Origin of the sequence: Rhodoferax bucti (assembly GCF_005876985.1) — a bacterium.
GTDB lineage: Bacteria > Pseudomonadota > Gammaproteobacteria > Burkholderiales > Burkholderiaceae_C > Allorhodoferax > Allorhodoferax bucti.
This window is the reverse complement of the sequence record NZ_VAHD01000002.1, coordinates 497,940-520,357: the sequence shown is the minus strand read 5'-3', so window position 1 is coordinate 520,357 and position 22,418 is coordinate 497,940. Positions and strand designations below refer to the sequence as shown.

General features: G+C 62.4%; 18 protein-coding genes. 13 read left to right on the top strand and 5 right to left on the bottom strand.

What is annotated here, in order from left to right; genetic code table 11:
• Positions 1 to 38 precede the first annotated feature (38 nt).
• The 6 genes from ybiB to FDM28_RS09035 all read left to right on the top strand — a co-directional run bounded on the left by ybiB (position 39) and on the right by FDM28_RS09035 (position 4,887).
• On the top strand, positions 39 to 956 hold the full coding sequence (ybiB, locus tag FDM28_RS09060) for a DNA-binding protein YbiB (protein WP_138514826.1): 918 nt from the start codon (positions 39 to 41) through the stop codon (positions 954 to 956).
• Positions 953 to 1,750 carry a uroporphyrinogen-III C-methyltransferase gene (gene cobA / locus FDM28_RS09055; protein WP_138514825.1) on the top strand — a complete coding sequence of 266 codons (798 nt, stop codon included), beginning with the start codon at positions 953 to 955 and terminating at the stop codon, positions 1,748 to 1,750. Before ybiB ends, cobA begins: the two co-directional genes overlap by 4 nt.
• Before the next feature lie 54 nt (positions 1,751 to 1,804).
• Positions 1,805 to 2,491, top strand: coding sequence for a methyl-accepting chemotaxis protein (locus tag FDM28_RS09050; protein ID WP_138514824.1), 687 nt, complete (start codon positions 1,805 to 1,807; stop codon positions 2,489 to 2,491).
• 243 nt (positions 2,492 to 2,734) lie between these two features.
• Positions 2,735 to 3,979, top strand: coding sequence for a BaiN/RdsA family NAD(P)/FAD-dependent oxidoreductase (locus FDM28_RS09045; RefSeq protein WP_138514823.1), 1,245 nt, complete (start codon positions 2,735 to 2,737; stop codon positions 3,977 to 3,979).
• 129 nt (positions 3,980 to 4,108) lie between these two features.
• Positions 4,109 to 4,321: a 30S ribosomal protein S21 gene (gene rpsU / locus FDM28_RS09040; protein WP_006296472.1), complete on the top strand. Its 213-nt coding sequence runs from the start codon at positions 4,109 to 4,111 to the stop codon at positions 4,319 to 4,321.
• Positions 4,322 to 4,440: 119 nt separating this feature from the next.
• The gene (locus tag FDM28_RS09035; protein ID WP_138514822.1) at positions 4,441 to 4,887 is read left to right on the top strand and encodes a GatB/YqeY domain-containing protein; all 447 of its coding nucleotides are present in this window, start codon (positions 4,441 to 4,443) and stop codon (positions 4,885 to 4,887) included.
• A gap of 65 nt (positions 4,888 to 4,952) precedes the next feature.
• Here the strand turns inward: FDM28_RS09035 and pmbA are convergent, their stop codons facing one another.
• Positions 4,953 to 6,365 (bottom strand): metalloprotease PmbA, encoded by a 1,413-nt coding sequence (gene pmbA, locus FDM28_RS09030; protein ID WP_138514821.1) that lies wholly within the window; start codon positions 6,363 to 6,365, stop codon positions 4,953 to 4,955.
• Between the two features lie 23 nt (positions 6,366 to 6,388).
• Between pmbA and yjgA the strand changes: the two genes are divergently transcribed.
• Together yjgA and mog are read left to right on the top strand one after the other, a co-directional pair.
• Positions 6,389 to 7,048, top strand: coding sequence for a ribosome biogenesis factor YjgA (gene yjgA / locus FDM28_RS09025; protein ID WP_138514820.1), 660 nt, complete (start codon positions 6,389 to 6,391; stop codon positions 7,046 to 7,048).
• Positions 7,045 to 7,644, top strand: coding sequence for a molybdopterin adenylyltransferase (gene mog, locus FDM28_RS09020; protein WP_138514819.1), 600 nt, complete (start codon positions 7,045 to 7,047; stop codon positions 7,642 to 7,644). Before yjgA ends, mog begins: the two co-directional genes overlap by 4 nt.
• Positions 7,645 to 7,781: 137 nt before the next feature.
• Here mog and cysE read toward each other — a convergent pair whose 3' ends face one another.
• Complete coding sequence (gene cysE / locus FDM28_RS09015) at positions 7,782 to 8,555, bottom strand: serine O-acetyltransferase (protein ID WP_138514818.1); 774 nt, start codon at positions 8,553 to 8,555, stop codon at positions 7,782 to 7,784.
• A gap of 9 nt (positions 8,556 to 8,564) precedes the next feature.
• The gene (locus FDM28_RS09010) at positions 8,565 to 9,407 is read right to left on the bottom strand and encodes an RNA methyltransferase (RefSeq protein ID WP_138514817.1); all 843 of its coding nucleotides are present in this window, start codon (positions 9,405 to 9,407) and stop codon (positions 8,565 to 8,567) included.
• 132 nt (positions 9,408 to 9,539) lie between these two features.
• On the opposite strand from FDM28_RS09010, the gene FDM28_RS09005 reads away from it, so the two are divergent.
• Positions 9,540 to 10,454 carry an inositol monophosphatase family protein gene (locus tag FDM28_RS09005; protein WP_138514816.1) on the top strand — a complete coding sequence of 305 codons (915 nt, stop codon included), beginning with the start codon at positions 9,540 to 9,542 and terminating at the stop codon, positions 10,452 to 10,454.
• Between the two features lie 69 nt (positions 10,455 to 10,523).
• On the opposite strand, the gene FDM28_RS09000 is transcribed toward FDM28_RS09005, so the two are convergent.
• Positions 10,524 to 13,433, bottom strand: a complete 2,910-nt coding sequence (locus FDM28_RS09000; RefSeq protein ID WP_138514815.1) for a sensor domain-containing protein — start codon at positions 13,431 to 13,433, stop codon at positions 10,524 to 10,526.
• Entirely contained in the window at positions 13,430 to 16,357 is a 2,928-nt protein-coding gene (locus FDM28_RS08995; protein WP_138514814.1) for an EAL domain-containing protein, read from the bottom strand. The genes FDM28_RS09000 and FDM28_RS08995 overlap by 4 nt, the downstream gene beginning before the upstream one ends.
• Positions 16,358 to 16,482: 125 nt before the next feature.
• Between FDM28_RS08995 and FDM28_RS08990 the strand changes: the two genes are divergently transcribed.
• The 4 genes from FDM28_RS08990 to FDM28_RS08975 all read left to right on the top strand — a co-directional run bounded on the left by FDM28_RS08990 (position 16,483) and on the right by FDM28_RS08975 (position 22,355).
• Positions 16,483 to 17,685 (top strand): MFS transporter, encoded by a 1,203-nt coding sequence (locus FDM28_RS08990; protein WP_138514813.1) that lies wholly within the window; start codon positions 16,483 to 16,485, stop codon positions 17,683 to 17,685.
• Between the two features lie 72 nt (positions 17,686 to 17,757).
• Positions 17,758 to 20,385, top strand: a complete 2,628-nt coding sequence (gene mutS, locus FDM28_RS08985) for a DNA mismatch repair protein MutS (protein WP_138514812.1) — start codon at positions 17,758 to 17,760, stop codon at positions 20,383 to 20,385.
• Between the two features lie 322 nt (positions 20,386 to 20,707).
• Entirely contained in the window at positions 20,708 to 21,535 is an 828-nt protein-coding gene (locus FDM28_RS08980; protein WP_138514811.1) for a proteasome-type protease, read from the top strand.
• A gap of 10 nt (positions 21,536 to 21,545) precedes the next feature.
• Positions 21,546 to 22,355, top strand: a complete 810-nt coding sequence (locus tag FDM28_RS08975; RefSeq protein ID WP_138514810.1) for an alpha/beta hydrolase — start codon at positions 21,546 to 21,548, stop codon at positions 22,353 to 22,355.
• Positions 22,356 to 22,418 lie beyond the last annotated feature (63 nt).

The following is a 22,418-nucleotide window of genomic DNA, read 5'->3' as shown; positions in this document are numbered from 1 at the left end:
ATAGCCAAAAGTTATCTGGCTTCACCGACAATCCCACGATGGCTATTGGCAACTACATCAAAGAAATCGGGCGCGGCAAAGACGGCGCGCGCGCACTCACCCGCGAGCAGGCGGCCGATCTCTTGGGCCAGGTGCTGGACGGCACCGTCACCGACCTGGAAGTGGGCGCCTTCTGCTTGGCCATGCGCATCAAAGGCGAAACCGCCGAAGAGATGGCCGGTTTTCTGGACGCCGTGCGCAGCCGCATGGCGCTGCTGCCCGCCAGCGATGTGCCGGTAGTGGTCATCCCCAGCTACAACGGCGCGCGCAAGCTGCCCTTGCTCACCCCGCTCTTGGCCCTGTTGCTGGCGCGCGAAGGCGTGCCGGTACTGATCCACGGAACGCCTACCGAAGACAAACGCGTTTTTGTGTCAGAAGTGCTTGCAGCGCTCGATATACGTGCGCAAGCAGCTCCTGAAAAGATAGCAACTGGCAGCGTGGCCTTTGTGCCCACTGGCACCCTGCTGCCCGGCCTGCAGCACCTGCTGGATGTGCGCCGTGTGGTGAACCTGCGCAACCCGGCGCACAGCCTCGTCAAGCTCATGAACCCGGTGAACGGCCCGGCCCTGCTGGTGAGCAGCTACACCCACCCCGAATACGCGGTTTCCATGGCAGATACGTTTGCCTTGGTGCAAGCCCACGCCCTGCTGATACGCGGCACCGAAGGTGAGTCCGTGGCCGATGCCCGCCGCACCCCCAAAATGCAAGCCTTTGTGGCCGGCCAAGCGACTGACCTGCACGCCTACCAAGCCGGCTCGTTGACCACCTTGCCCGAGCTGCCCACTGCGATTGACGCCGCCAGCACCGCCGCCTACATTCAATCCGTATTGCAGGGCCACAGCCCGATTCCGGCGCCGATTGCCGAACAAGTGGCACACATCCTGCACCTGCACCAAGATTTGCACCGCGTACTATGAAAAATAATCTCCACACTCCGGCCGCCGGCCATGTCACCCTGGTCGGCGCAGGCCCCGGCGACCCCGAGTTGCTCACCCTCAAAGCCTTGAAGGCCATCCAGCAAGCCACCGTGGTGCTGGTGGACGATTTGGTGAACGACGCCATCGTGGCCCACGCCAACCCGGCTGCCCGCATCGTGCATGTGGGCAAGCGCGGCGGCTGCAAGTCCACCCCGCAATCCTTCATTGAGCGCCTCATGATCACCGCCGCCCAAGAGGGCGAGAACGTGGTGCGCCTCAAAGGCGGCGACCCGTTCATCTTCGGCCGCGGTGGTGAAGAGGTGGAGCATCTTGAGGAAGCCGGCGTGCGCGTGTCCGTGATCAACGGCATCACCGCCGGACTGGCCGCCGTCACCTCGCTGAATGTGCCCCTCACCCACCGCGAACATGCCCACGGCGTGGTGTTTGTCACCGGCCATGCCAAGCCCGGCGACAGCGGCACCGACTGGGCCGCACTGGCCACCGCCGCCCGCCAAGCCAAGCTCACGCTGGTGATTTACATGGGGGTCAGCGGTGCCGCCGACATCCAGGCCGGCCTGCTGCAAGGCCTGGGCGCAGACACGCCGGTGGCCGTTATCCAAAACGCCAGCTTGCCCCACCAGCGCCATGCCGCCTGCACTTTGGGTGCCCTGCAAGCCACCATCGTCCGCGAACAACTGGCCAGCCCCAGCGTGATCGTGGTGGGCGATGTCATGACCGGCCTGCTCGCGGCGGCCGACGTGGACGAGGCCCCCCGGGCCGCACACCACCGGTAGAACCGGCACGCAACTTGCGGTATTTGGCACCTCACCACACCACCGCGTTGCACCATGCCATCCCCCGTTGCAGTCCGCTCCCAACCCGCCGCACGTCCACCAGTCGCCGCCTCGACGGCCCCGCTGTCAGACCTGAATCTGGCCGCCCGCCAGCGCATGCTGTCGCAGCGGGTGGTGATGCAAACCCTGCTGGCCGCCGCGGGAGATACCCGGCAACTGGAGGCGGCCCGCGCCACCTTCACCTTGTTTTGCGATAGCGAAGCCAAGCTGCTCGCGACCCTCACCCATTACGACGATGCCAGCGTCCGCCAGTTGCGCGCGGTGTATGAAGGTCCGCAGGGCATAGGCGTGACGATTGAAACGTTCATGGACCGCATGCGCCGGGCGCTGGACACCATCGAGCGCGGGGGCCCTGTGCAAACCCTGCTCGCGGACATCGTGAACTCCACCGACGAGGTACTGAGCGCGCTGAACCAGGCCACCAGCACCTTCGATGCCATTTCCAAGGCCCAATCCGACCACCTGTTCAAGCAGCTGAGCGGCATCGTCTCCGACATCCATACCATCGCACGCGAAGCCAAAATCGTAAGCTTCAACGCCCAGGTGATTGCCGCTCGCGCAGGCGACCAGGGGCGCGAGTTTGCGGTGGTGGCCAATGTGCTCTCAGGCATCAGCACCGAGATTGATGGCTTGACGCAAAAAGCCATCCATCTGGCCGACCGCAAGTCGCAGCACGCCTAAGCACCCGATAAGGGCGCAGAACGCCTGGGCCTGCAACTCGGGGCGATTTGGCGAACGCAGCGAGTATGAGCCGAGGGCTGTGGGTCTGCCCACACCGGGTCATCACCGCCTCCGGAGAGAACGCAGCGATATTGCCCGCACAGCCTGCCGCTCATACTCGCTGCGCTCACCAAATCGCAGCAGACTGCGCGGCCAACCTCGCTGCTACTGTGGCGGCGAGCGGCTCATCTACACTGCGCGCCTATGCATAGTTTTGACGTCGTGATCGTGGGTACCGGGGCTGCCGGCTTGTTTTGTGCCGGGGTCGCGGGCCAGTTGGGCCTGAAGGTGCTGGTGCTGGACCACAGCGAAAAAGTGGCCGAAAAAATCCGCATCTCGGGCGGCGGTCGCAGCAACTTCACCAACCTAGATGTGAGTGCAACCAACTTCATCAGCGAGAACTCGCGCTTTGCAAAGTCTGCGCTTTCACGCTACACGCCGGCAGACTTCATCGGCTTGGTGAAGAAGCACAACATCGCCTTCCACGAGAAACACAAAGGCCAGCTGTTTTGCGATCGCTCCGCCGAAGACCTAATCGCCATGCTGCTCGCCGAATGCGCGGCCGGTGGCGTGGAGCGTTGGCAGCCCTGCGCGGTCAAAAATATACGCTTTTTGACCTCTAGCGCTCATGGAACAAGCGCAAGCAGCTACGAAATCGATAGTGAGCGCGGCACCATCCATTGCGCGGCCGTGGTGATTGCCACGGGTGGTTTATCCATTCCCAAAATCGGCGCAACAGACTTTGGCTACCGAATTGCCAAGCAGTTTGACCTGCCCGTGATCCCCCCCCGCCCCGCGCTGGTCCCGCTGACTTTTGACGAGGCTACGTGGGCGCCATTTGCCGAGCTGTCTGGCTTGTCGCTGCCGGTGGACATTGCTACAGGCGCCAAGAAAAGCAGCATGTCGTTCCGCGAAGACCTGCTGTTTACCCACCGCGGCCTCTCGGGCCCCGGCGTGCTGCAAATCTCCAGCTACTGGGCAGAGGGCACCCCTATTCGCCTCAACTTGGCACCCACTGTGGACTTGGCGCAACACCTGAGCCAGGCCAAAGGAACGTCCCGCAAGCGCATCGCCAACGAGCTGGCTGGCATCGTCCCCAGCCGCCTGGCGGACACCTGGGTTGGCCAGGGGCAGGCCTGGGGCCACGACTGGCAGCGCCCCGTGAATGAAGCGAGCGACAAGGCGCTGAACGCATTGGCAGAGCGACTTTCCCGCTGGGAACTCACGCCTACCGGCACCGAGGGCTACCGCAAAGCCGAAGTGACCGCCGGCGGCGTGGACACCAAAGTGCTCTCCAGCCAGACCATGGAAAGCAAGCAGCCCGGCTTGTTTTTCATCGGCGAAGTGACAGATGTGACCGGCTGGCTGGGCGGCTACAACTTCCAATGGGCCTGGGCTAGCGCTTTTGCGTGCGCCCACGGCTTGGCAGCCCGCCTGAAGACGCTATAATCGCGGGCTATTCTGGCAGAACCCCCGTCGGCCAATACTAGTTAAAGACGGGGAAACCGCCGAGCGAGGCATGTGGGGCACGATCTTCCCCCAAGCAATCCGCCGGCATATTTTGGAATTCATTACGTAATGACAACGATCCGTGTAAAAGAAAACGAACCCTTTGACGTAGCACTGCGTCGCTTCAAGCGCACCATCGAAAAGTTGGGCTTGCTGACCGACCTGCGTGCACGCGAGTTCTACGAAAAACCCACTGCCGAGCGCAAGCGCAAGAAGGCAGCCGCTGTGAAGCGCAACTACAAGCGCATCCGCAGCATGCAACTCCCTAAGAAGCTGTACTAAGCTTCGCGGCACGGTCGCTCTCAGGAGCACCCAGCCCACACAAGCTCGCCTGGGGACGCTCCGGCGAGCTTTTTTCATTGTCACCCCCCTCTTTTGTTTCACCTTCAGGAAGCACCGCTATGTCCCTCAAAGACCAGATCACCGAAGACATGAAGACCGCCATGCGCGCCAAGGACAGCGAGCGCCTGGGCACCATCCGCTTGTTGTTGTCGGCGATGAAACAAAAAGAGGTGGATGAGCGCGTGGTGCTGGACGACGCCATGGTGGTGGCCATCGTCGACAAGCTGATCAAGCAGCGCAAAGACAGTATCGACGCCTTCAAGAAGGCTGAGCGTGCGGACCTGGCCGACAAGGAAGAAGCCGAGATGAAGGTGCTGCAAACCTACCTGCCCCAGCGCATGAGCGCTGAAGAGGTGCTGGCGGAAGTCAAGGCCATAGTGGCCGAACTGGGCGCCTCCGGCCCCGGCGACATGGGCAAGGTGATGGGTGTGGTCAAAACCAAATTGGCTGGCAAAGCCGAAATGGGCACGGTGTCTGCCGCAGTCAAGGCCGCACTGGCCGGTTAATCGCCGATTGCCAATGAAAAAGGGGCCACGAGGGCCCCTTTTGTTTTTCCGACCCGGGTCCGCAATCAGCTACCGGCCACCTTCATGCGGTTGACCAGGATGGAGCCCACGGTCTTGGCACCGTAGTTGTAGATATCAGCGCCCACCGCTTCGATGCCCTTGAGCATGTCTTTCATATTGCCCGCGATGGTGATTTCATGCACCGGGTAGGCAATGCGTCCGTTTTCCACCCAGAAGCCGCTGGCGCCACGGGAGTAGTCACCGGTCACGTAGTTCACGCCCTGCCCCATCAGCTCGGTCACAAACAAGCCGGTGCCCAGCTTTTGCAACATCGCATCCAGGTTGTCGCCTGCTTTGGTCAGGCGCGAGGTAAAGGTCAGGTTGTGCGAGCCACCGGAATTACCGGTCGTGCGCATGCCCAGCTTGCGGGCAGAGTAGCTGCTCAAAAAGTAGCCTTGCACACGGCCGGCGTCCACCACCTTGCGGGGACGAACGCGCACGCCTTCATCATCGAAGGGGGAGCTGCCCTTGCCACGCAGCACAAAGGGGTCTTCCTGAATGTCAATGTGCTTGGGCAGCACTTGCTTGCCCAAGGAATCCAGCAGGAAGGTGCTCTTGCGGTACAAGGCACCGCCGCTGACCGCTTGCACAAAAGCGCCCAACAGCCCGGCAGCCAAGGGCGACTCAAACAACACAGGGCACTCCACCGTGGCGATCTTGCGAGCCTTGAGGCGGCTCAGGGCACGCTCTGCAGCGTAGCGGCCTACTGCCTCGGGCGAGGCCAGTTCATCGGCGGAGCGCATGGAGCTATACCACGCGTCGCGCTGCATGTCCTTGCCCTTACCGGCAATCGGCGACACCGAGAACGAGTGGCGCGAGGAGGCATAGCCGCCCCGGAAGCCACGAGTGTGTGCGCTGAAAAAATGCGATTGCTGGGCGGACACCGCAGCGCCTTCGCTATTGGTAATGCGCTTGCTCACCCCTAGCGCCGCAGCTTCGCACTGAAGCGCCAAACGCGCAGCCTCTTCGCTGGTCACGGCCCAGGGGAAGAACAAGTCCAAGTTGCGGTCACGCTCGTCGACGGGAACGATATCGTCCGCATCCGGCAGACTGGCGAACGGGTCTTCCGCAGTGAAACGGGCAATGTCGTAGGCCGCGCGCACGGTTTGCTCAATGGCGGCATCCGAAAAATCAGAGGTGCTCGCATTGCCCCGGCGGTTACCGATGTAGACCGTCACACCCAAAGATTTATCTCGGTTGCGTTCCACATTTTCCAGCTCGCCGTTGCGCACCGAGACGCTCAGGCCGCAACCTTCGGACACCTCGGCGCCGGCATCGCTGGCACCCAATTTCTTGGCGTGGGCCAGGGCGGCATCGACGCGGGTTTCAAAAAAAGCCCGGGTGTAGGCAAAACCGCTGTCGGCAGGTTTGGTGGATGCGGGGGAAGGCAGAGGACGGGCGGAGGTGGGTTTCTTCATGGCGACGGCTATGATACTTGGCTATGTCACGCAAACTAAAAAAGGGCTATTACGTCCGGGGCTTGTTCGTTGCCGAAGGCAGCGCACTGGACCTGGAGTACAAGCGCGAACTCAAGGGTACGGATGAACCGACCCGCACCGATCTCAAAAAGGAAAGCGACGCACTGCAAAAGCTGGGTGAAGACCTGCTGACGCTGCGCGCCGACCTGATAACCAAGTTGGAACTGCCCGAGCGGCTGGTGGAAGGCGTGGCGGAAGCCAAACGCATCACCAACTTCGAAGGCAAACGCCGCCAGATGCAATTCATCGGCAAGCTGATGCGCAAACTCGATCCCGGCAAATGGGACGAGATCCGTGCAGCGCTGGAAGAGCAGCACATGCCCTCCGTGCAGGAGACCATGGTGCTGCACCAGGCCGAGCAATGGCGCGACCGCCTGATTGCCGAAGACGATGCCCTCGGCCAGTGGCTCAACCTCAGCCCCGACACCGACAGCCAGCAACTGCGCGCTTTGGTGCGCCAGGCCCGCAAAGATGCCAAGCCCGAGAAACCCGGCGAGGCCGTTCGTCATGGCCGCTCGTACCGCGAAATCTTCCAGCTGGTGCGCGAGGCCCTGCTTGCAAACCAGGAAGCATCCCACACTGCAGCGGTAGACGAGGACGATGAAGACGGAGACGACGCTTGAGTAGCAGCGCTTTGGATGAAATCCGCATCGGCCTTGTTTCCATCAGCGACCGCGCCTCGGCCGGCATCTATGAAGACAAAGGCATTCCGGCCCTGAAAGAATGGGTGCAGCGTGCAGTAAAAAACCCGGTGGTGTTTGAGGCCCGACTCATCGCGGACGACCAGCAGACCATTCAGGACACCCTGATTGCGCTGGTGGATGCGCGCTGTGCCTTGGTGCTCACTACCGGTGGCACCGGCCCTGCCCTGCGCGACGTGACGCCTGAGGCCACGCTGGGCGTCGCGCACAAGGAAATGCCGGGCTTTGGCGAGCAGATGCGCGCCATCAGCCTGAACTTTGTGCCCACAGCCATTTTGTCGCGCCAGGTTGCCGTCATCCGCGACCAGACCCTGATCATCAACCTGCCCGGCCAACCCAAGGCTATTGCCGAAACGCTGGAAGGTGTGAAGGATGCCGAAGGCAAGCAAGTGGTACCCGGCATCTTTGCCGCAGTGCCCTACTGCGTAGACCTGATCGGTGGCCCCTACATCGACACCGTAGACACCGTCTGCAAAGCCTTCCGCCCCAAAAGCGCCATCCGTCCGGCGCGGGACTGAGGAACCTCTTCGTTTCGGTAAACGCCACCTTTCCGGCGTACGTGCCTTAACCCCAAAACACCGCAGGTCTGGCTCCGCCAGCCTGCAGGTGTTGCCCCCTGCAAGGGGGAAGCGGCAAAGCCGCTCGGGGGTGAGCCCTACTTCCCGATCAACTCGTTGATTTTCGCGGCCTCAAAGCATTCCTTGCGGGCCGCATCCTTGGGCACGCAGTCACTGTCTGCCAATTTCGCCGAGAGCTGTTCCACCGCTTTCCACAACATTGCAATCTGGTGGTCTTGGCCGGAAGCGCTGTCCACCAAACCGCGCAGCGCCTGGCTCACAGGGTCATCCTCTTGGGTGATGCCGTAGGCGGTGAACTTGCGGTCCTGCGTCGTTACATCCGCACTCATGCCCTCTTTGCTCGGGATGATGCGCGCGGGAATGCCTACGGCCGTAGCCCCCGCAGGCACGGGTTTGATCACCACCGCATTGCTGCCGATCTTGGCGCCATCGCCCACTTCAAAACCGCCCAGTACTTTCGCACCGGCACTCACCACCACGTCCTTGCCCAAGGTCGGATGGCGCTTGGCGCCCTTGTAGAGGCTGGTGCCGCCCAAGGTTACGCCTTGGTAAATCGTGCAACCGTCACCGATTTCGGCCGTCTCGCCGACCACCGTTCCCATGGCGTGGTCAAAAAACACCCGTTCGCCGATCTTGGCGCCAGGGTGGATTTCAATGCCGGTGAGAAAGCGGGCGATATGGGACGTGAAGCGCCCCAGCCACTGCAAGCCGTGGGTCCAGAACCAGTGGGCCGGGCGGTGCAACACCACCGCATGCAAGCCGGGGTAACAGGTGATGACCTCCCAGGTGCTGCGGGCAGCGGGGTCGCGGTCGAGGATGCACTGGATGTCGGATCGGATACGGGCAAACATGCTGGCAGTCTATCCCTTCGCCAACGGTTTGCCGTCTATCGCCACCAAATCCGCACCGGGAGCAGGCACTTCCCCCGTTTGCTTGAGGATGGCTTTGGCTATGCCGCGCAGGATGTGAATTTCCTCCTGCGTGACCTGCGCCCGGTTGAACAAGGCATTGAGCCGCGGCATCAGCTTCTTGGGAGCAGCCGGGTCCAAAAAGCCCAATGCCACCAGCGATTGCTCCAGGTGCGTGAGCATGCCAGTCACCTGCGCCGCGTCAGCCAGCACCGATGGCGCCGTTGCGGCTTGCACGCCAAAACTGCCCAAGGCCAGACGCCACTCGTAAGCAACGACCTGCAAGGCGGCGCCAATATTGAGGGAGCCGAAATTCGGATTGCTGGGAATGGACAGGCACACGTGGCAGCGATACACGTCTTCATTGCGCATGCCAAAGCGCTCGGAGCCGAACAAAAAGCCGATGCCCTGCTGGGAACTCGCACCCGGCGAGTTAAGTGCCAAATCAGCCTCTAGCGCAGGTGCAGATTGCGCAAGCAGCTCCTGTTTTGATAGCAATTCAAAATGCTCACGCGGTGTGGTGGTGGGTGGCCCGAAGTCGCGTGGGGTCATGGCGGTGGCGCACAAGTGGGTGATGCCATCCAGTGCCTCGTCCAAGGTCTCGACAATGCGGCACTTGTCCAGCACATCCAGGGCACCGCTGGCGCGCTGGATGGTTTCTTCGCGGCGCAGCACATTGGGCCAGCGGGGGGCGACGAGCACCAAGTCGTCAAAACCCATGGTTTTCATGGCCCGGGCGGCAGCGCCCACATTGCCGGCGTGGCTGGTGTTGATGAGGATAAATCGGGTGTGCATCAGGCAGAAAGAGGCCAAATTGCTGCACTCGCACAAAGATAGAGTGCGCAACCGAGGCCGAACCGTTAAAATAATGCCTATTGTCGCCGCCTGCATCGCCAGCCGGTTCTCCCAGTTCTTCCCCCACAATCTATGACGCTCAATCTGCACCCCATGGCCAACGTGGCCATCAAGGCCGCCCGCACCGCCGGTTCCATCATCAACCGCGCCGCGCTGGATATCGAATCTGTTCGTGTTTCCCAGAAAAAAGCCAACGACTTTGTCACTGAAGTGGACAAAGCGGCAGAGCAAGCGATCATAGAAACTCTGCTGACGGCCTACCCCGGCCACGGCATCCTCGCCGAAGAATCGGGCAGCGAATTCGGCGCCCGCGATTCCGAATACGTCTGGATCATCGATCCGCTGGACGGCACCACCAACTTCATCCACGGTCTGCCCGTGTACTGCGTGAGCATTGCCTTGTCCGTGCGCGGCAAGATCGAACAAGCCGTGGTGTACGACCCCACCCGCAACGACCTCTTTACCGCCACCAAAGGCCGCGGCGCTTACCTGAATGACCGCCGCATCCGCGTCTCCAAGCGCACGCAGCTCAAGGAGTCGCTGATTTCCACCGGCTTCCCTTTCCGTCCGGGCGACAACTTCAACCAGTACCTGACCATGATGGGCGATGTGATGCAACGCACCGCCGGCCTGCGCCGCCCCGGCGCGGCTGCGCTGGACTTGGCTTATGTGGCAGCGGGCTATACCGAAGGCTTCTTTGAACTCGGCCTGCAGCCCTGGGATGTGGCCGCTGGCTCTTTGCTCGTGACCGAAGCGGGTGGACTAGTCGGCAACTTCACCGGCGAAGCCGACTTTTTGGACCAGCACGAATGCCTGGCCGGCAGCCCGCGCGTGTACGGCCAGCTGGTCAGCATTCTGGGTAAATACAGCAAGTTTGCACCTGCCGGCGAAAAAGCGGCCCTGCGCCAAGCCGCCATTGCAGCCGACAACCCGGAGCCCGCCGCAGACCAACCACCTGCAGCCGGCGCTGAAGACGCACCGTTTTAATCCACCCCTGAATCCAGTGCGGCCACAGGCAGGCCGCACTGCGAGTGCCGCACCCACGGTGCGGCCGGATCAATCGAGCGGAAAGTCGCCAATCGGTACCGGGCGGCCGAACAGATAACCCTGAAACAGGGTGCAGCCCTGGCCCAACAGAAACTGAAGCTGGCCTTCAGTTTCCACTCCCTCAGCCACCACATCAAAACCCAAACTCCGCCCGAGCGCCAGTACCGTGCTGGCGATGGCCGCATCGTTCGCATCGGTCAGCACATCCCGCACAAATGACTGGTCGATCTTGAGTTGTTGCAGCGGCAACATCTTGAGATACGAGAGTGAGGAATAGCCGGTGCCGAAGTCATCCAGGGCAAAGCGCACCCCCAAGCTGCGCAGGGCGCTCATTTTCATGATGGCTTCCTGGCTGTCGGTGAGCAGCAGGCTTTCGGTCAACTCCAGCTTGAGCAGGCGTGGGTCGGCCCCGTTTTGCAAAAGCGCGTTTTGCACCTGGAGCACGAATTCCGGGTGGCGGAACTGGCGCGCACTCACATTCACGGCAATGGTGAGCTGTGCCCGTGCAGGCTCCCGGGCCCATTCCGCCAGCTGCCGGCACGCCGTCTGCAACACCCACTCCCCCACGGGAATGATGAGCCCGGTCCGCTCCGCAAGGGGCACGAAATGCAGGGGCGAAACCATGCCCCGCTGAGGATGCTTCCACCGTAGCAAGGCCTCGGCCCCTACGACCCGGCGCGCGGCATCGACCACCGGCTGGTAATACAGCGCCAACTCCGCCCTTTGCAAGCCAAGGCGCAAGTCCGCCTCCAGCTCGGTGCGCTGTGCCACCAAGGCCTGCATGGCGGGATCAAAGAAGCGCAGGGTATTGCGCCCGGCTGACTTGGCCTCGTACATGGCCAGGTCAGCTTGCTTGAGCAGCTCATCCACCGACTGGCGTTGCTCATGGATCAGGGTGATGCCCACACTGGGCGTGCTGTGGTGCTCCACCGACTCCAGGTGGTAAGACACATTGAGCTGCAGCAGTATTTTTTTACCCACCCGCTCGGCCTGCACGCTGGCCTCTTCCATGGTGCTGCCCAGGTCTTCCAGCAGCACCACGAACTCATCACCGCCAAGCCGGGCCACAGTATCGGACTCCCGCACACTGGCCTTCAGGCGTTGCGCCACCTGCTGCAGGAGCAAATCCCCCACATCGTGGCCACGGGTGTCGTTCAGGTCCTTGAAGTTGTCCAGATCGATAAACAACAAGGCGCCGTGCGAGCGGTTGCGCGCGCATGCCACCACCACATGCTGCAAATGGTCCATCAGCAAACGGCGGTTGGGCAGGTCCGTCAGCACATCGTAGAAGGCGAGGCGCTCGATCTTTTCTTCCGCTTCCTTGCGCTCGGTAATGTTGCGGCCAATGCCCCGGTAACCCTTGAACACACCGTGGGAGTCAAAAATAGGGGCCCCGCTGGTAGAAATCCAGTACACCCGGCCGTCGGCATCCCGATCGCGGATTTCCAGCTCACGGAACGTCTGGTGAGCTTCCAGCACTGCCCGGTGTGCGGCCCAGTCCGCCTCCGTCATGTTCAGGCTGCCGTTTTCCCAACGGGTTTTGCCAATGCTGCCGGGGCCGGTTTTTTCGCGGCCGGCTTTCAGGGCCCCGTCAAAACGGGTAAAGCGAAACTCGGCGTCTTGCTCCCAATACCAGTCTGAACTCAACTCTGTCAGGCCGCGAAAGCGCGACTCGCTCTCCTGCAAGATGGCCTGGGACACCTTGTGCTCGGTGATGTCCGTCACCGCGCCGTAGGTATTGAAAAGTCCGCCGCTTTCCCGGAAGGTAATCGCCTTGCCGAACAGCGTGCGCACCAGGCCGTCCGGGCGAACAATGCGGAACTCATGGGCCCAGGTCATACCGTGCTGGGCCGCATCGTTCATGGACTTGAGGGTCGCCACAATGTCGTCGCGGTGAATCAGACGAAACAGGCTGTTGGCATCCGCCCGGGTCTGCTCCGGCGTAATGCCGAAAATGGCTTCGCACGCATCACTCACAAACACATAGCGCCCACTGATCGGGCTGTGCATTTCAAAGTGAAACACCATCTCCGGCAAGCGGCTGGTCATGCGCTGAATCACATCGAGCTGGTGCTGCAAGACCTGCTTGGCCAGCGCCTCATCGGTAAAATCCTGCACCACACCGAAGTCGACAAACGTGCCGTCGCGCCGGTGGTAGCGGTGCATGCGGCTGCGCAGCCAGCGGATTTCGTTGTCAGGCCGCTTCCAGCGGAACTCCAGCAGCTGCCCGTCCATCGCCTCCCGGGCAGCAAGATAGCGGTCCATGTCCTCACTCAGCAGGCCGGAGCGGGAATCCTCCAGGCTGAGTTTTTCTGTCCACGGGAGATTTGCCAGGTTGAACAAGCCCCGCGACCAGCGCGGTTCCTGGGCCCCTTGCGGAACGATCCAATGCCCCGCCAGCGCCAGGCTCTCGGTTTCCTCGTACAACTCCAGCTGCCCGCGCAGCTCATCGTTGGCATCCTGCAGGGCCTGCTCGCTCTCAGCAACCGCCTCTTGGGCAATGCGTTGCGCGGTGATGTCGGTCAAATACTCGACCACATGCGCCTCACCGCCTATCTGCATCAGCGTGCCGCGCCACTCCAGCAGCAAGTCTTCCCCGGCAGAGGTTGTGAAGTTAATTTCCACCCCGGCAAGCGCGGGGTGGTCTCGCAGCTCGTTCAGCGCCTCATTGCGGGCCTGAAGCGAAACCCAAAAGCCGAGCGCTACCGAGTTGCTTTGCGTGGCCTCTTCCCAGCTATAGCCGGTGAGCTGCTGCCAGCGGGCATTGGCATCGACCAGCCCGCCATCGGCATAACGCTGCACCGAAATGGCAACAGGGCTGCGGGCAAACAAGGCCTCCAGCATGTCGTACTGGCGGCGACTGGCCGCCTCCAGGGACTGCACCTGCGCGCGCAAACGCTCCAGTTCCGTGTCGCTCATGGCTTGTGCAACACCAGTTGCTCCACCGGCACGGGCCGGCCGAAGAAGTAGCCCTGAAATGCCCTGCAGCCTTCGCGCATCAAGAAGTCACGCTGACCCGCGGTTTCCACCCCCTCGGCAACAACCCCCAAATCCAGGCTCTTGGCCAGGCTGAGAATCGTGCGGGCGATGGCCGCGTCGTTCGGGTCGGTCAGCACATCACGCACAAAAGACTGGTCAATCTTGAGCTGGTCCAGCGGCAAACGCTTGAGGTAGGCGAGTGAGGAGTACCCGGTGCCGAAATCGTCCAGCGAAAAGCTCACGCCAATGGAGCGCAACTCGCTCATCTTCTGGATGGCCTCTTCAAAATCCGTGAGCAGCAGGCTCTCGGTCAGCTCCAGCTTCAAACGGTAGGGATTGGCCCCACTGACCCGCAACAGGTTCAGGATGTGGTTCGAAAAATCCGGATGGCGGAACTGGCGGGCACTCACGTTGACGGCAATGCTCAGCCGCTGGGTATGCGGATTCGCGCTCCACGCGACCAACTGGGCGCATGCGGCCTCCAGCACCCATTGCCCCAGGGGCAGAATCAGACCGGTTTGCTCGGCAACCGGGATAAATGCATTCGGGGGCACCATGCCCTTGACCGGATGTTGCCAGCGCAGCAAGGCTTCAACCCCCGTCACGCCTCCTTCCAGGTCCACCACGGGCTGGTAGTACAGCAAGAACTCTTCGTCCTGCAAACCCTTGCGCAAATCGGCTTCCATGCCGGCACGCGCAGAGGCGGCCGCCTGCATCTCGGGGTCGAAAAAGCGCAAGGTATTGCGCCCTGCCCCTTTGGCCTGGTACATGGCCAAGTCGGCCCGCTTGAGCAGCTCCTCCACGCTGAGCTGGCTCTGGAAAAACAGCGTCACCCCGATGCTGGGTGAACTGTGCATGTTGTGATTGCCCAAGGCAAATTGCTTGCTCAGCGACGTCAGCACCTTCTTGGCCACCAGCTCCGCCTGGCTGGCAGCAGCCGTCGCATCGGTGTCCAGCTCCTCCAGCATGACCACGAATTCATCGCCTCCTAGGCGGGCGACCGTATCCACACTGCGCACACACTCCTGTAAACGCTGCGAGACCTGCTGCAAGAGCAAGTCCCCCATGTGGTGGCCCAGGGTGTCGTTCAGAATCTTGAAGTTGTCCAAATCGATGAACAACAACGCGCCGTGCTGATGGTTGCGCACGCTCGACAGCAGCGCATGGTTCAGGCGGTCAATCAACATGCGCCGGTTGGGCAGCCCGGTGAGCGCATCGTAAAAAGCCAGGCGCTCGATTTCCGCCTCGGCTTGCTTGCGGGCGGAAATATCGCGCCCGGTGCCCCGGTAGCCGCAGAACTTGCCATCTTCATCAAACATGGGGGCTCCGCTGATGGCCACCCACATGTAGCTGCCATCGGCCAGAACCCGCTGCATCTCGAAGTCCTGAAACGTCTCATGCGCCTCCAGCACCGCACGGTGCGCCGCCCACTGCGCCGGTGTGACGCCACGGGCACCTGAATCCCAGCGGGTTTTGCCGATTGCGTGCTGCGGCGCCAAACGGTCAGCACTGCTGCCGTTGCCATCCACCCGCACAAACCGGAACTCTGCATCCTGCTCCCAATACCAGTCTGACGAGAGGCTGGAGAGGCTGCGAAAGCGCTCTTCACTGACTTGCAGCTGCAGCAAGGCCCGTTTCTGGGGGCTGATATCGATGATGGAGCCGGTGAAAAGCACCGACCCATCTGGCATGGCCTGGGGTACCGAGGTACCCAAAAACCAGCGTTGCGCCTTGCCTTCCTTGCGGTTACGGAACTCGCACTGCCAGGGCGCCATGGCGTCGCGTGCGGCCACGCTGGTCTGTATGACCTGGCCCACATCTGCCTTGTGGATGTTGCGCATGATGTTGTTGGCATCCAGGCGCGCGTCTTCCATACTGACCTCGAACATGGGCTGGACCGCTGCGCTCACAAACGGAAAGGCAAACCGGCCGTCCGGCCACATCTGAAACTCGAACACCATGCCCGGCGCGCGGCTGGTGATTTTTTGAATGAAGTCCAGCTGCTTTTGCACGGCATCGCGCGCCTCTTTTTCTGCGGTGAACTCTTGCACGATGCCAAAATCCGCCCGCACCCGCCCATCGGCCATTTGCCGGTGCATGCGCGAACGCACCCACAAAATCTGGCCGTCCGGGGCCTGCCAGCGGTACTCCACCATGCTGCCGTCCATGCGCTCCCGTGCAGCGCGTACCGCTTGCGTGTCCTCTGGCACCACCCCGGCCCACAACACGGCCTGCGGCACCAACGTCACATCGCCCAGGCGGGCGATCGAGGCAAATCCGCGCGACACCTGCACCATGCTGTCCCCGGGGTAAGCCACCCAGTGACCCACTTTGGCAACCGACTCCGTCAACTCATGCAGTTTGATTTGGCGGTGCAAGTCCTCATAGGCGTGGGCCAAGGCCTGCTCTCCGGCTTGCAACGCCTCACGGGCCATGCGGTCAGCAGTCACATCGCGCAGGTAAATGACCAGGTAGCGCGTGCCGCCGTCCTGCATCATGGCGGCGTTGAGGCGCACAACGCGGGGCACGCGGTCTTTCATGACCAGGGTGACGTCGATATCCGTGACCCGGCCACCAATGTCGAGCCCGCCGAACACCCGGTCCCGCTCCTGCGGGTCCAGCCAGTGTCCCAGCTCGACGGCGGTACGGCCCAACACCTCGTCCCGGGCGTAGCCGGTCATGTGGAGCCACTCGGTATTGACCTGCACCAGCACCCCATCCGCCACCCGCGTGAGGGCGATGGCCTCGGGGCTACCCTCAAAAATAGCCTGAAAAACAGACGGCCCCACTGCAGCCGCCGGCCCCGGCATGGCCACAGGAGTCGTACTGCTAGCTGCCGGCAAGGGTTCCGAAGAGGATTGCACTAAGGAGGGCTGTCGTTAAATGGGACTCCTTATGATAGGGCCTGAACGCAGTGCCGGCCATGCACCGCACCCCGTAGATACCCCATTTTTGCTGCGGCGAATCGGGGCACACCCACCCCATTTTTATGCCCCCAGCGCGCACGCCCAACCCACTCCGCCAAATTCCGGGCGGCATCTGGGTCCTTGGTTTTGTGAGCATGTTGATGGACATTTCTTCCGAAATGATCCACAGCCTGCTACCCATGTTCATGGTCACGGTGCTGGGCACCAGCGCCTTAACCGTGGGCGTGATTGAAGGGCTGGCGGAATCCACCGCCTTGATTGTGAAAGTGTTTTCCGGCGCGCTGAGCGACTACCTGGGCAAGCGCAAAGGCCTGGCGCTACTGGGCTACGGGCTGGGTGCCTTGACCAAGCCTTTGTTCGCCATAGCCTCGGGCACCGGCCTCATCATCACTGCGCGGCTGCTGGACCGGGTGGGCAAAGGCATACGCGGAGCCCCGCGGGATGCGCTGGTGGCCGACATCACCCCGGAGCACTTGCGGGGCGCCTCTTTTGGCTTGCGCCAATCGCTGGACACTGTGGGCGCGTTCACCGGGCCGCTGCTGGCTGTGGGCTTGATGCTGCTGTGGGCCAACGACTTTCGGGCGGTTTTCTGGGTGGCGGTGGTGCCGGGCATGCTCGCGGTGGCCCTGCTGGCCTTGGGAGTGAGAGAGCCGGAGTCCACCACCGCACCACGCCGCAGCAACCCCATCCAGCGGGCCAACCTGGTGCGGCTGAGCCCTGCCTACTGGTGGGTGGTGGCCGTGGGCGCCGCCTTCACGCTGGCCCGCTTTAGCGAGGCCTTTCTGGTGCTGCGGGCCCAGCAAATCGGCATTCCCATGGCCTTGGTGCCTTTGGTGATGGTGGCCATGAACCTGGTGTATTCGGTGTCGGCCTACCCGTTTGGGGTGTTGTCCGACCGCATGTCGCACACCCGGCTGCTGGCTATGGGGATGCTGGTGTTGATTGCGTCTGACCTATTGCTGGCGTACAGCCCCCACTGGCCTGCCTTGCTGGGCGGTGTGGCGCTGTGGGGCATCCACATGGGCATGACGCAGGGGCTGCTGGCCACCATGGTGGCGGACACCGCCCCGGCCGACTTGCGTGGCACGGCCTACGGCTTTTTCAACCTTGCCAGCGGCGTGGCCATGCTCCTGGCCAGTGTGGTGGCCGGCTGGCTATGGGATGCCTATGGCGCCAGCACCACCTTTGTCGGCAGCGCCGTATTTGCAGCGCTGGCCCTGATCGGTTTGCTGGTCAGGCAGGCCCCGGGCGCAAACGCCAGATAATTGCACCTCGCCCCACGGGCTGCCAGTTGCGCAGCCCCGCCCCGATTGACAGAGAGTAGGCGCCACCCGTTGATGCACCCCGAAAAAACACCCACCTCTGTGAGCGCCACCACCGACATGAGCGCGCACACGCCCATGATGCAGCAGTACCTCGGCCTGAAAGCGGCCTATCCGGACACGCTGTTGTTCTACCGCATGGGCGACTTCTACGAGATGTTTTACGCCGATGCCGAGAAGGCGGCCCGCATTCTGGACATCACGGTCACCACCCGTGGGCAGTCCGCCGGGCAGCCGGTGGTGATGGCGGGGGTGCCTTTCCACTCCATGGAAGGGTATCTGGCCAAACTGATTCGCCACGGCGAGTCGGTGGCCATCTGCGAGCAAACCGGCGAAGTGGGCGCGACCAAAGGCCCGGTGGAACGCAAAGTGGTGCGGGTCGTGACCCCCGGCACCCTGACCGACGCCGAGCTGCTGTCCGAGAAAACCGAATCCATGCTGATGGCCGTGCACCAAGGCCCGCGCAACCGCTGCGGCCTGGCCTGGCTGTCTGTCACCCAAGGCGTGGTGTTTCTGGCCGAATGCACGCCTGACGAGGTGCCCGACTGGGTGAGCCGCATTGCCCCCAGCGAATTGACTTACAGCGCGGGATGCACCACCACCTTTGAAGACCGCCTCAAGCGCCTGCGCCACGGCACGGCCGTCTACCTGACCGCCCGTCCCGAATGGCAGTTCGACAGCGCCTTGGGCCAGCGCAAATTGCTGGACGCGCTGCAAGCCGCCAGCCTCACCAGCTGGAATGCGCAAGAGCTGACACTGGCCCATGCTGCGGCCGGCGCCCTGATCGGCTATGCCGAACACACCCAGGGCCGCACGCTCACCCATATCCACAGCGTGCAGGTGCAGCGCGACGACGCACTCATCGACCTGCCCGCCACCACCCGCCGCAACCTGGAGCTGGTGCAGACCCTGCGCGGCGAGGACAGCCCCACCCTGTTCAGCCTGCTCGACACCTGCATGACCGGCATGGGCAGCCGCCTGCTCAAACGCTGGCTGCTGGAGCCCCTACGCGACCGCACCGAGGCCCAACACCGCCTGCTGGCGATTGCCACCCTGCGGAACAATATCTGGCAAACCCTGCGCGGCCAGCTCAAGGGCTGTGCGGACGTGGAACGCATCACCGCCCGCATCGCCCTGCGCCAGGTGCGCCCGCGCGAGCTGGTAGCGCTGGTGCAAACGCTACAAAAAACAGAGCTCCTCGCGCACAACCTGCGGGCGCTAGAGGGCTATTTGGCTCATATTTGCAGCCATCTTCAGCCACCGGCAGAAGCCATCGCCCTGCTGGGGCGCGCTATCGCGCCCGAACCTGCTGCACTGGTACGCGATGGCGGCGTGATCGCCGACGGTTTTGATGCCGAGCTGGACGAGCTGCGCGCCATCCAGACCAACTGCGATGCCTTTTTGCTGGACCTCGAAGTCCGCGAAAAAACCCGCACCGGCATTGCCAACCTGCGGGTGCAATTCAACAAGGTGCACGGCTTCTACATCGAAGTCACGACCGGCCAGGTGGACAAAGTGCCCGAGGACTACCGCCGCCGCCAGACCTTGAAGAACGCCGAGCGCTTCATCACCCCTGAGCTCAAGGCCTTTGAAGACAAAGCCCTAAGCGCCCAAGAGCGGGCCTTGGCCCGCGAGAAATGGTTGTTCGAGCAGGTGCTGGACCAGTTGCAGGCCCACATCCCCGCCCTCACCGCCGTGGCCCAGTCCCTCGCCGCGCTGGACACTTTGTGCGCCTTGACCGAACGCTCGCTCACACTGGACTGGAACGCCCCGCAGTTTGTGACCGAGCCCTGCATCGACATCACCCAAGGCCGTCACCCCGTGGTGCAGGCGCGCTTGGCTGAACTCAGCAGCGGCAACTTCATTGCCAATGACACGCGGTTGGGCATGAAGCAGCGCATGCAGATCATCACCGGGCCCAACATGGGCGGTAAATCGACCTACATGCGCCAGGTTGCCCTGATCGTGCTGCTGGCCAGTATGGGCAGCTACGTGCCGGCACAAGCTTGCCGACTAGGCCCGATTGACGCCATCCACACCCGCATCGGCGCGGCGGACGATTTGGCCAACGCCCAGTCCACCTTCATGCTGGAAATGACCGAGGCTGCGCAGATCCTGCACAGCGCCACGCCGCACAGCCTGGTGCTCATGGACGAAATCGGCCGGGGCACCAGCACCTTCGACGGCCTGGCTCTGGCCAGCGCGATTGCCACCCAGCTGCACGACAAAACGCAGGCTTTCACCCTGTTTGCCACCCACTATTTCGAGCTGACCGAGTTCCCCGCCACCCACCATGCGGCGCTGAATGTGCATGTGAGCGCCACCGAAGCGGGCCGCGACATCGTGTTCCTGCACGCCATCGAACCCGGCCCGGCCAGCAAAAGCTACGGTGTGCAAGTGGCCCGCCTGGCCGGCATGCCCGCCGCCGTGCTGAACCACGCCCGCCACACCTTGGACGCGCTGGAAGCCCAGGCCAGCGAGTCGCAAGCGCAGGTGGACTTGTTTGCTGCGCCACCCGCTACGGAAACCATAGCTGCTAGCGCAGTAGAGACGGCGCTGGCAGCCATTAATCCTGATGCACTAAGTCCGCGGGAAGCCATGGACGCGCTGTACCAGTTGAAAGCACTGGCGAGCAAGGCTTAGCTCTTTCGCTCCGGCGGGGCGTGTATGGGGTATTCGGCTAGCGCTCATACGCCTTGCTTTTTGAAATCGCGCTAGCCGAATCCCCCATACCCGCTTTGGCTGCGTGACACGTCTCGCCGGAGAGGCAAAGCGTTTGCGCAGCGCCAAAGGCGCGTACCGCAAACCCATGTCCTTAGCGGGAGGGAAGCCGGTGTGCGGGTTGGGGGCGATTTGGGAACCGAAGGTTCATGAGCCCCCGGCCCGCACACCGGCTTCCCTCCCGCTAAGGACTAGCAGCCTCGCCCCGATACACTCTAGGGTTTACCCCTCACGCACTGACCACATGACCTACTGCGTCGCCATCAAACTCAACGCCGGCATGGTGTTTCTCTCTGACTCCCGCACCAACGCCGGGCTCGACCAGATCAGCACCTTCCGCAAAATGATCGTGTACGAAAAGGCCGATGACCGCTTCATGGTGCTGCTCTCTGCCGGCAACCTGAGCATCTCGCAATCGGTGCGCGAGATTTTGCAGATCGAGCGCCTCAAAGACCATGAAGACGATGAAGGCATCACTATCTGGAACGCCAAGAGCATGTTCGATGCCGCCCGCGTGTTGGGTTCGGCCATCCGCAAAGTGCAGGAGCGCGATGGCGCAGCCCTCAAGAACGCAGGCGTGGACTTCAATGTGTCGCTGATCTTCGGCGGCCAGATCCAGGGCGAAGGCATGCGCCTGTTTCAGGTGTACTCGGCCGGCAACTTCATCGAAGCCACCCCCGAGACGCCGTACTTCCAAGTCGGCGAATCCAAGTACGGCAAGCCGGTGCTGGACCGCGTGATCACCCCCACCACCCCGCTGGACGAAGCCGCCAAGTGCGCGTTGGTGTCCATGGACTCCACCCTCAAGTCCAACCTGTCGGTGGGCCTGCCGCTGGACATGGTGGTGTACGAAGCCAACAGCTTTGCCACCGACAAGGTCGTCTGCATCGACGAAAACAACCCCTACTTCAAGATGCTGCACAACAGCTGGGGCCAGAAGCTGCGCGAGGTATTTGACAGCATTGAAGACCCGATGTGGAACGGCGGCCAGACCCCGGTGCCCTTGCTGGTTCCCAGCACCCGCAGCCTGCCACTCAAGAAGATCACCACCCCCGACGAGAAGCTGATCTGAGCCTGCCTGCATGACGAGTATTGTTTTCTCCCACGCCAACAGTTTTCCCGCGGCGACCTACAAAGTCCTGTTCAAAAGTCTGCGTGCACGCGGCTTCAGCGTGAAGGCCATCGACAAGTTCGGCCACGACCCGCGTTTTCCCGTCAGCAACAACTGGCCGCATGTGGTGCAGCAGCTGGTGGAATTCACCACCAAGGTGGCCGAGCGCTCCGGCGGGCCGGTGTGGCTGGTGGGCCATTCGTTGGGCGGCTTTCTGAGTCTGATGGCTGCCGCTCAGCACCCCGAGCTGGCACGCGGCGTAGTGCTGGTGGACTCGCCCCTGGTGGGCGGCTGGAAGTCCAAGATGGTGGGGCTAGCCAAATCCACACAGTTGGTGGGTTCCATTTCGCCGGGTGCGGTCAGCCGCAAACGGCGCAACCACTGGCCGGATGCCGATGCTGCGCTGGAGCACTTCCGCCACAAAAAGGCCTTTGCCAAATGGGACCCGCAGGTGCTGCAGGACTATGTTGACGACTTTCCACTGGATGCCGAGGGCCGGCGCGAGCTGGCTTTTGACCGAGACGTGGAAACCGCTTTCTACAACACTCTGCCCAATAACCTGGAAAAGCTGCTGTCACGCCACCCTCTCAAATGCCCGGTCACCTTCATTGGTGGTGACCAGTCGGCAGAGATGAAGCAGGTGGGCATGGACATGACCCGCAAAGTTACCAAGGGCCGCATCATGATGCTGGACGGCAGCCACCTTTTCCCCATGGAAAAGCCACTCGCCACGGCCGCCGCCATCGAGGCAGCGCTGCGGAACATGGGGCACCGCGCCTAAAAACCGGGCCGCACTGTGCATTGCATGAAACAACATGCAAAATGAGCGGCCTAACAATTGGTT

Coding starts and splice junctions, on each gene's coding strand:
- FDM28_RS09045 (WP_138514823.1), top strand. CDS start 2,735: ATGCATAGTTTTGACGTCGTGATCGTGGGTACCGGGGCTGCCGGCTTG.
- cysE (WP_138514818.1), bottom strand. CDS start 8,555: ATGTTTGCCCGTATCCGATCCGACATCCAGTGCATCCTCGACCGCGAC.
- rpsU (WP_006296472.1), top strand. CDS start 4,109: ATGACAACGATCCGTGTAAAAGAAAACGAACCCTTTGACGTAGCACTG.
- yjgA (WP_138514820.1), top strand. CDS start 6,389: ATGTCACGCAAACTAAAAAAGGGCTATTACGTCCGGGGCTTGTTCGTT.
- FDM28_RS08980 (WP_138514811.1), top strand. CDS start 20,708: ATGACCTACTGCGTCGCCATCAAACTCAACGCCGGCATGGTGTTTCTC.
- pmbA (WP_138514821.1), bottom strand. CDS start 6,365: ATGAAGAAACCCACCTCCGCCCGTCCTCTGCCTTCCCCCGCATCCACC.
- FDM28_RS09000 (WP_138514815.1), bottom strand. CDS start 13,433: ATGAGCGACACGGAACTGGAGCGTTTGCGCGCGCAGGTGCAGTCCCTG.
- ybiB (WP_138514826.1), top strand. CDS start 39: ATGGCTATTGGCAACTACATCAAAGAAATCGGGCGCGGCAAAGACGGC.
- FDM28_RS08975 (WP_138514810.1), top strand. CDS start 21,546: ATGACGAGTATTGTTTTCTCCCACGCCAACAGTTTTCCCGCGGCGACC.
- FDM28_RS09005 (WP_138514816.1), top strand. CDS start 9,540: ATGACGCTCAATCTGCACCCCATGGCCAACGTGGCCATCAAGGCCGCC.
- FDM28_RS08990 (WP_138514813.1), top strand. CDS start 16,483: ATGCCCCCAGCGCGCACGCCCAACCCACTCCGCCAAATTCCGGGCGGC.
- FDM28_RS09010 (WP_138514817.1), bottom strand. CDS start 9,407: ATGCACACCCGATTTATCCTCATCAACACCAGCCACGCCGGCAATGTG.
- mutS (WP_138514812.1), top strand. CDS start 17,758: ATGCACCCCGAAAAAACACCCACCTCTGTGAGCGCCACCACCGACATG.
- FDM28_RS09050 (WP_138514824.1), top strand. CDS start 1,805: ATGCCATCCCCCGTTGCAGTCCGCTCCCAACCCGCCGCACGTCCACCA.
- FDM28_RS09035 (WP_138514822.1), top strand. CDS start 4,441: ATGTCCCTCAAAGACCAGATCACCGAAGACATGAAGACCGCCATGCGC.
- cobA (WP_138514825.1), top strand. CDS start 953: ATGAAAAATAATCTCCACACTCCGGCCGCCGGCCATGTCACCCTGGTC.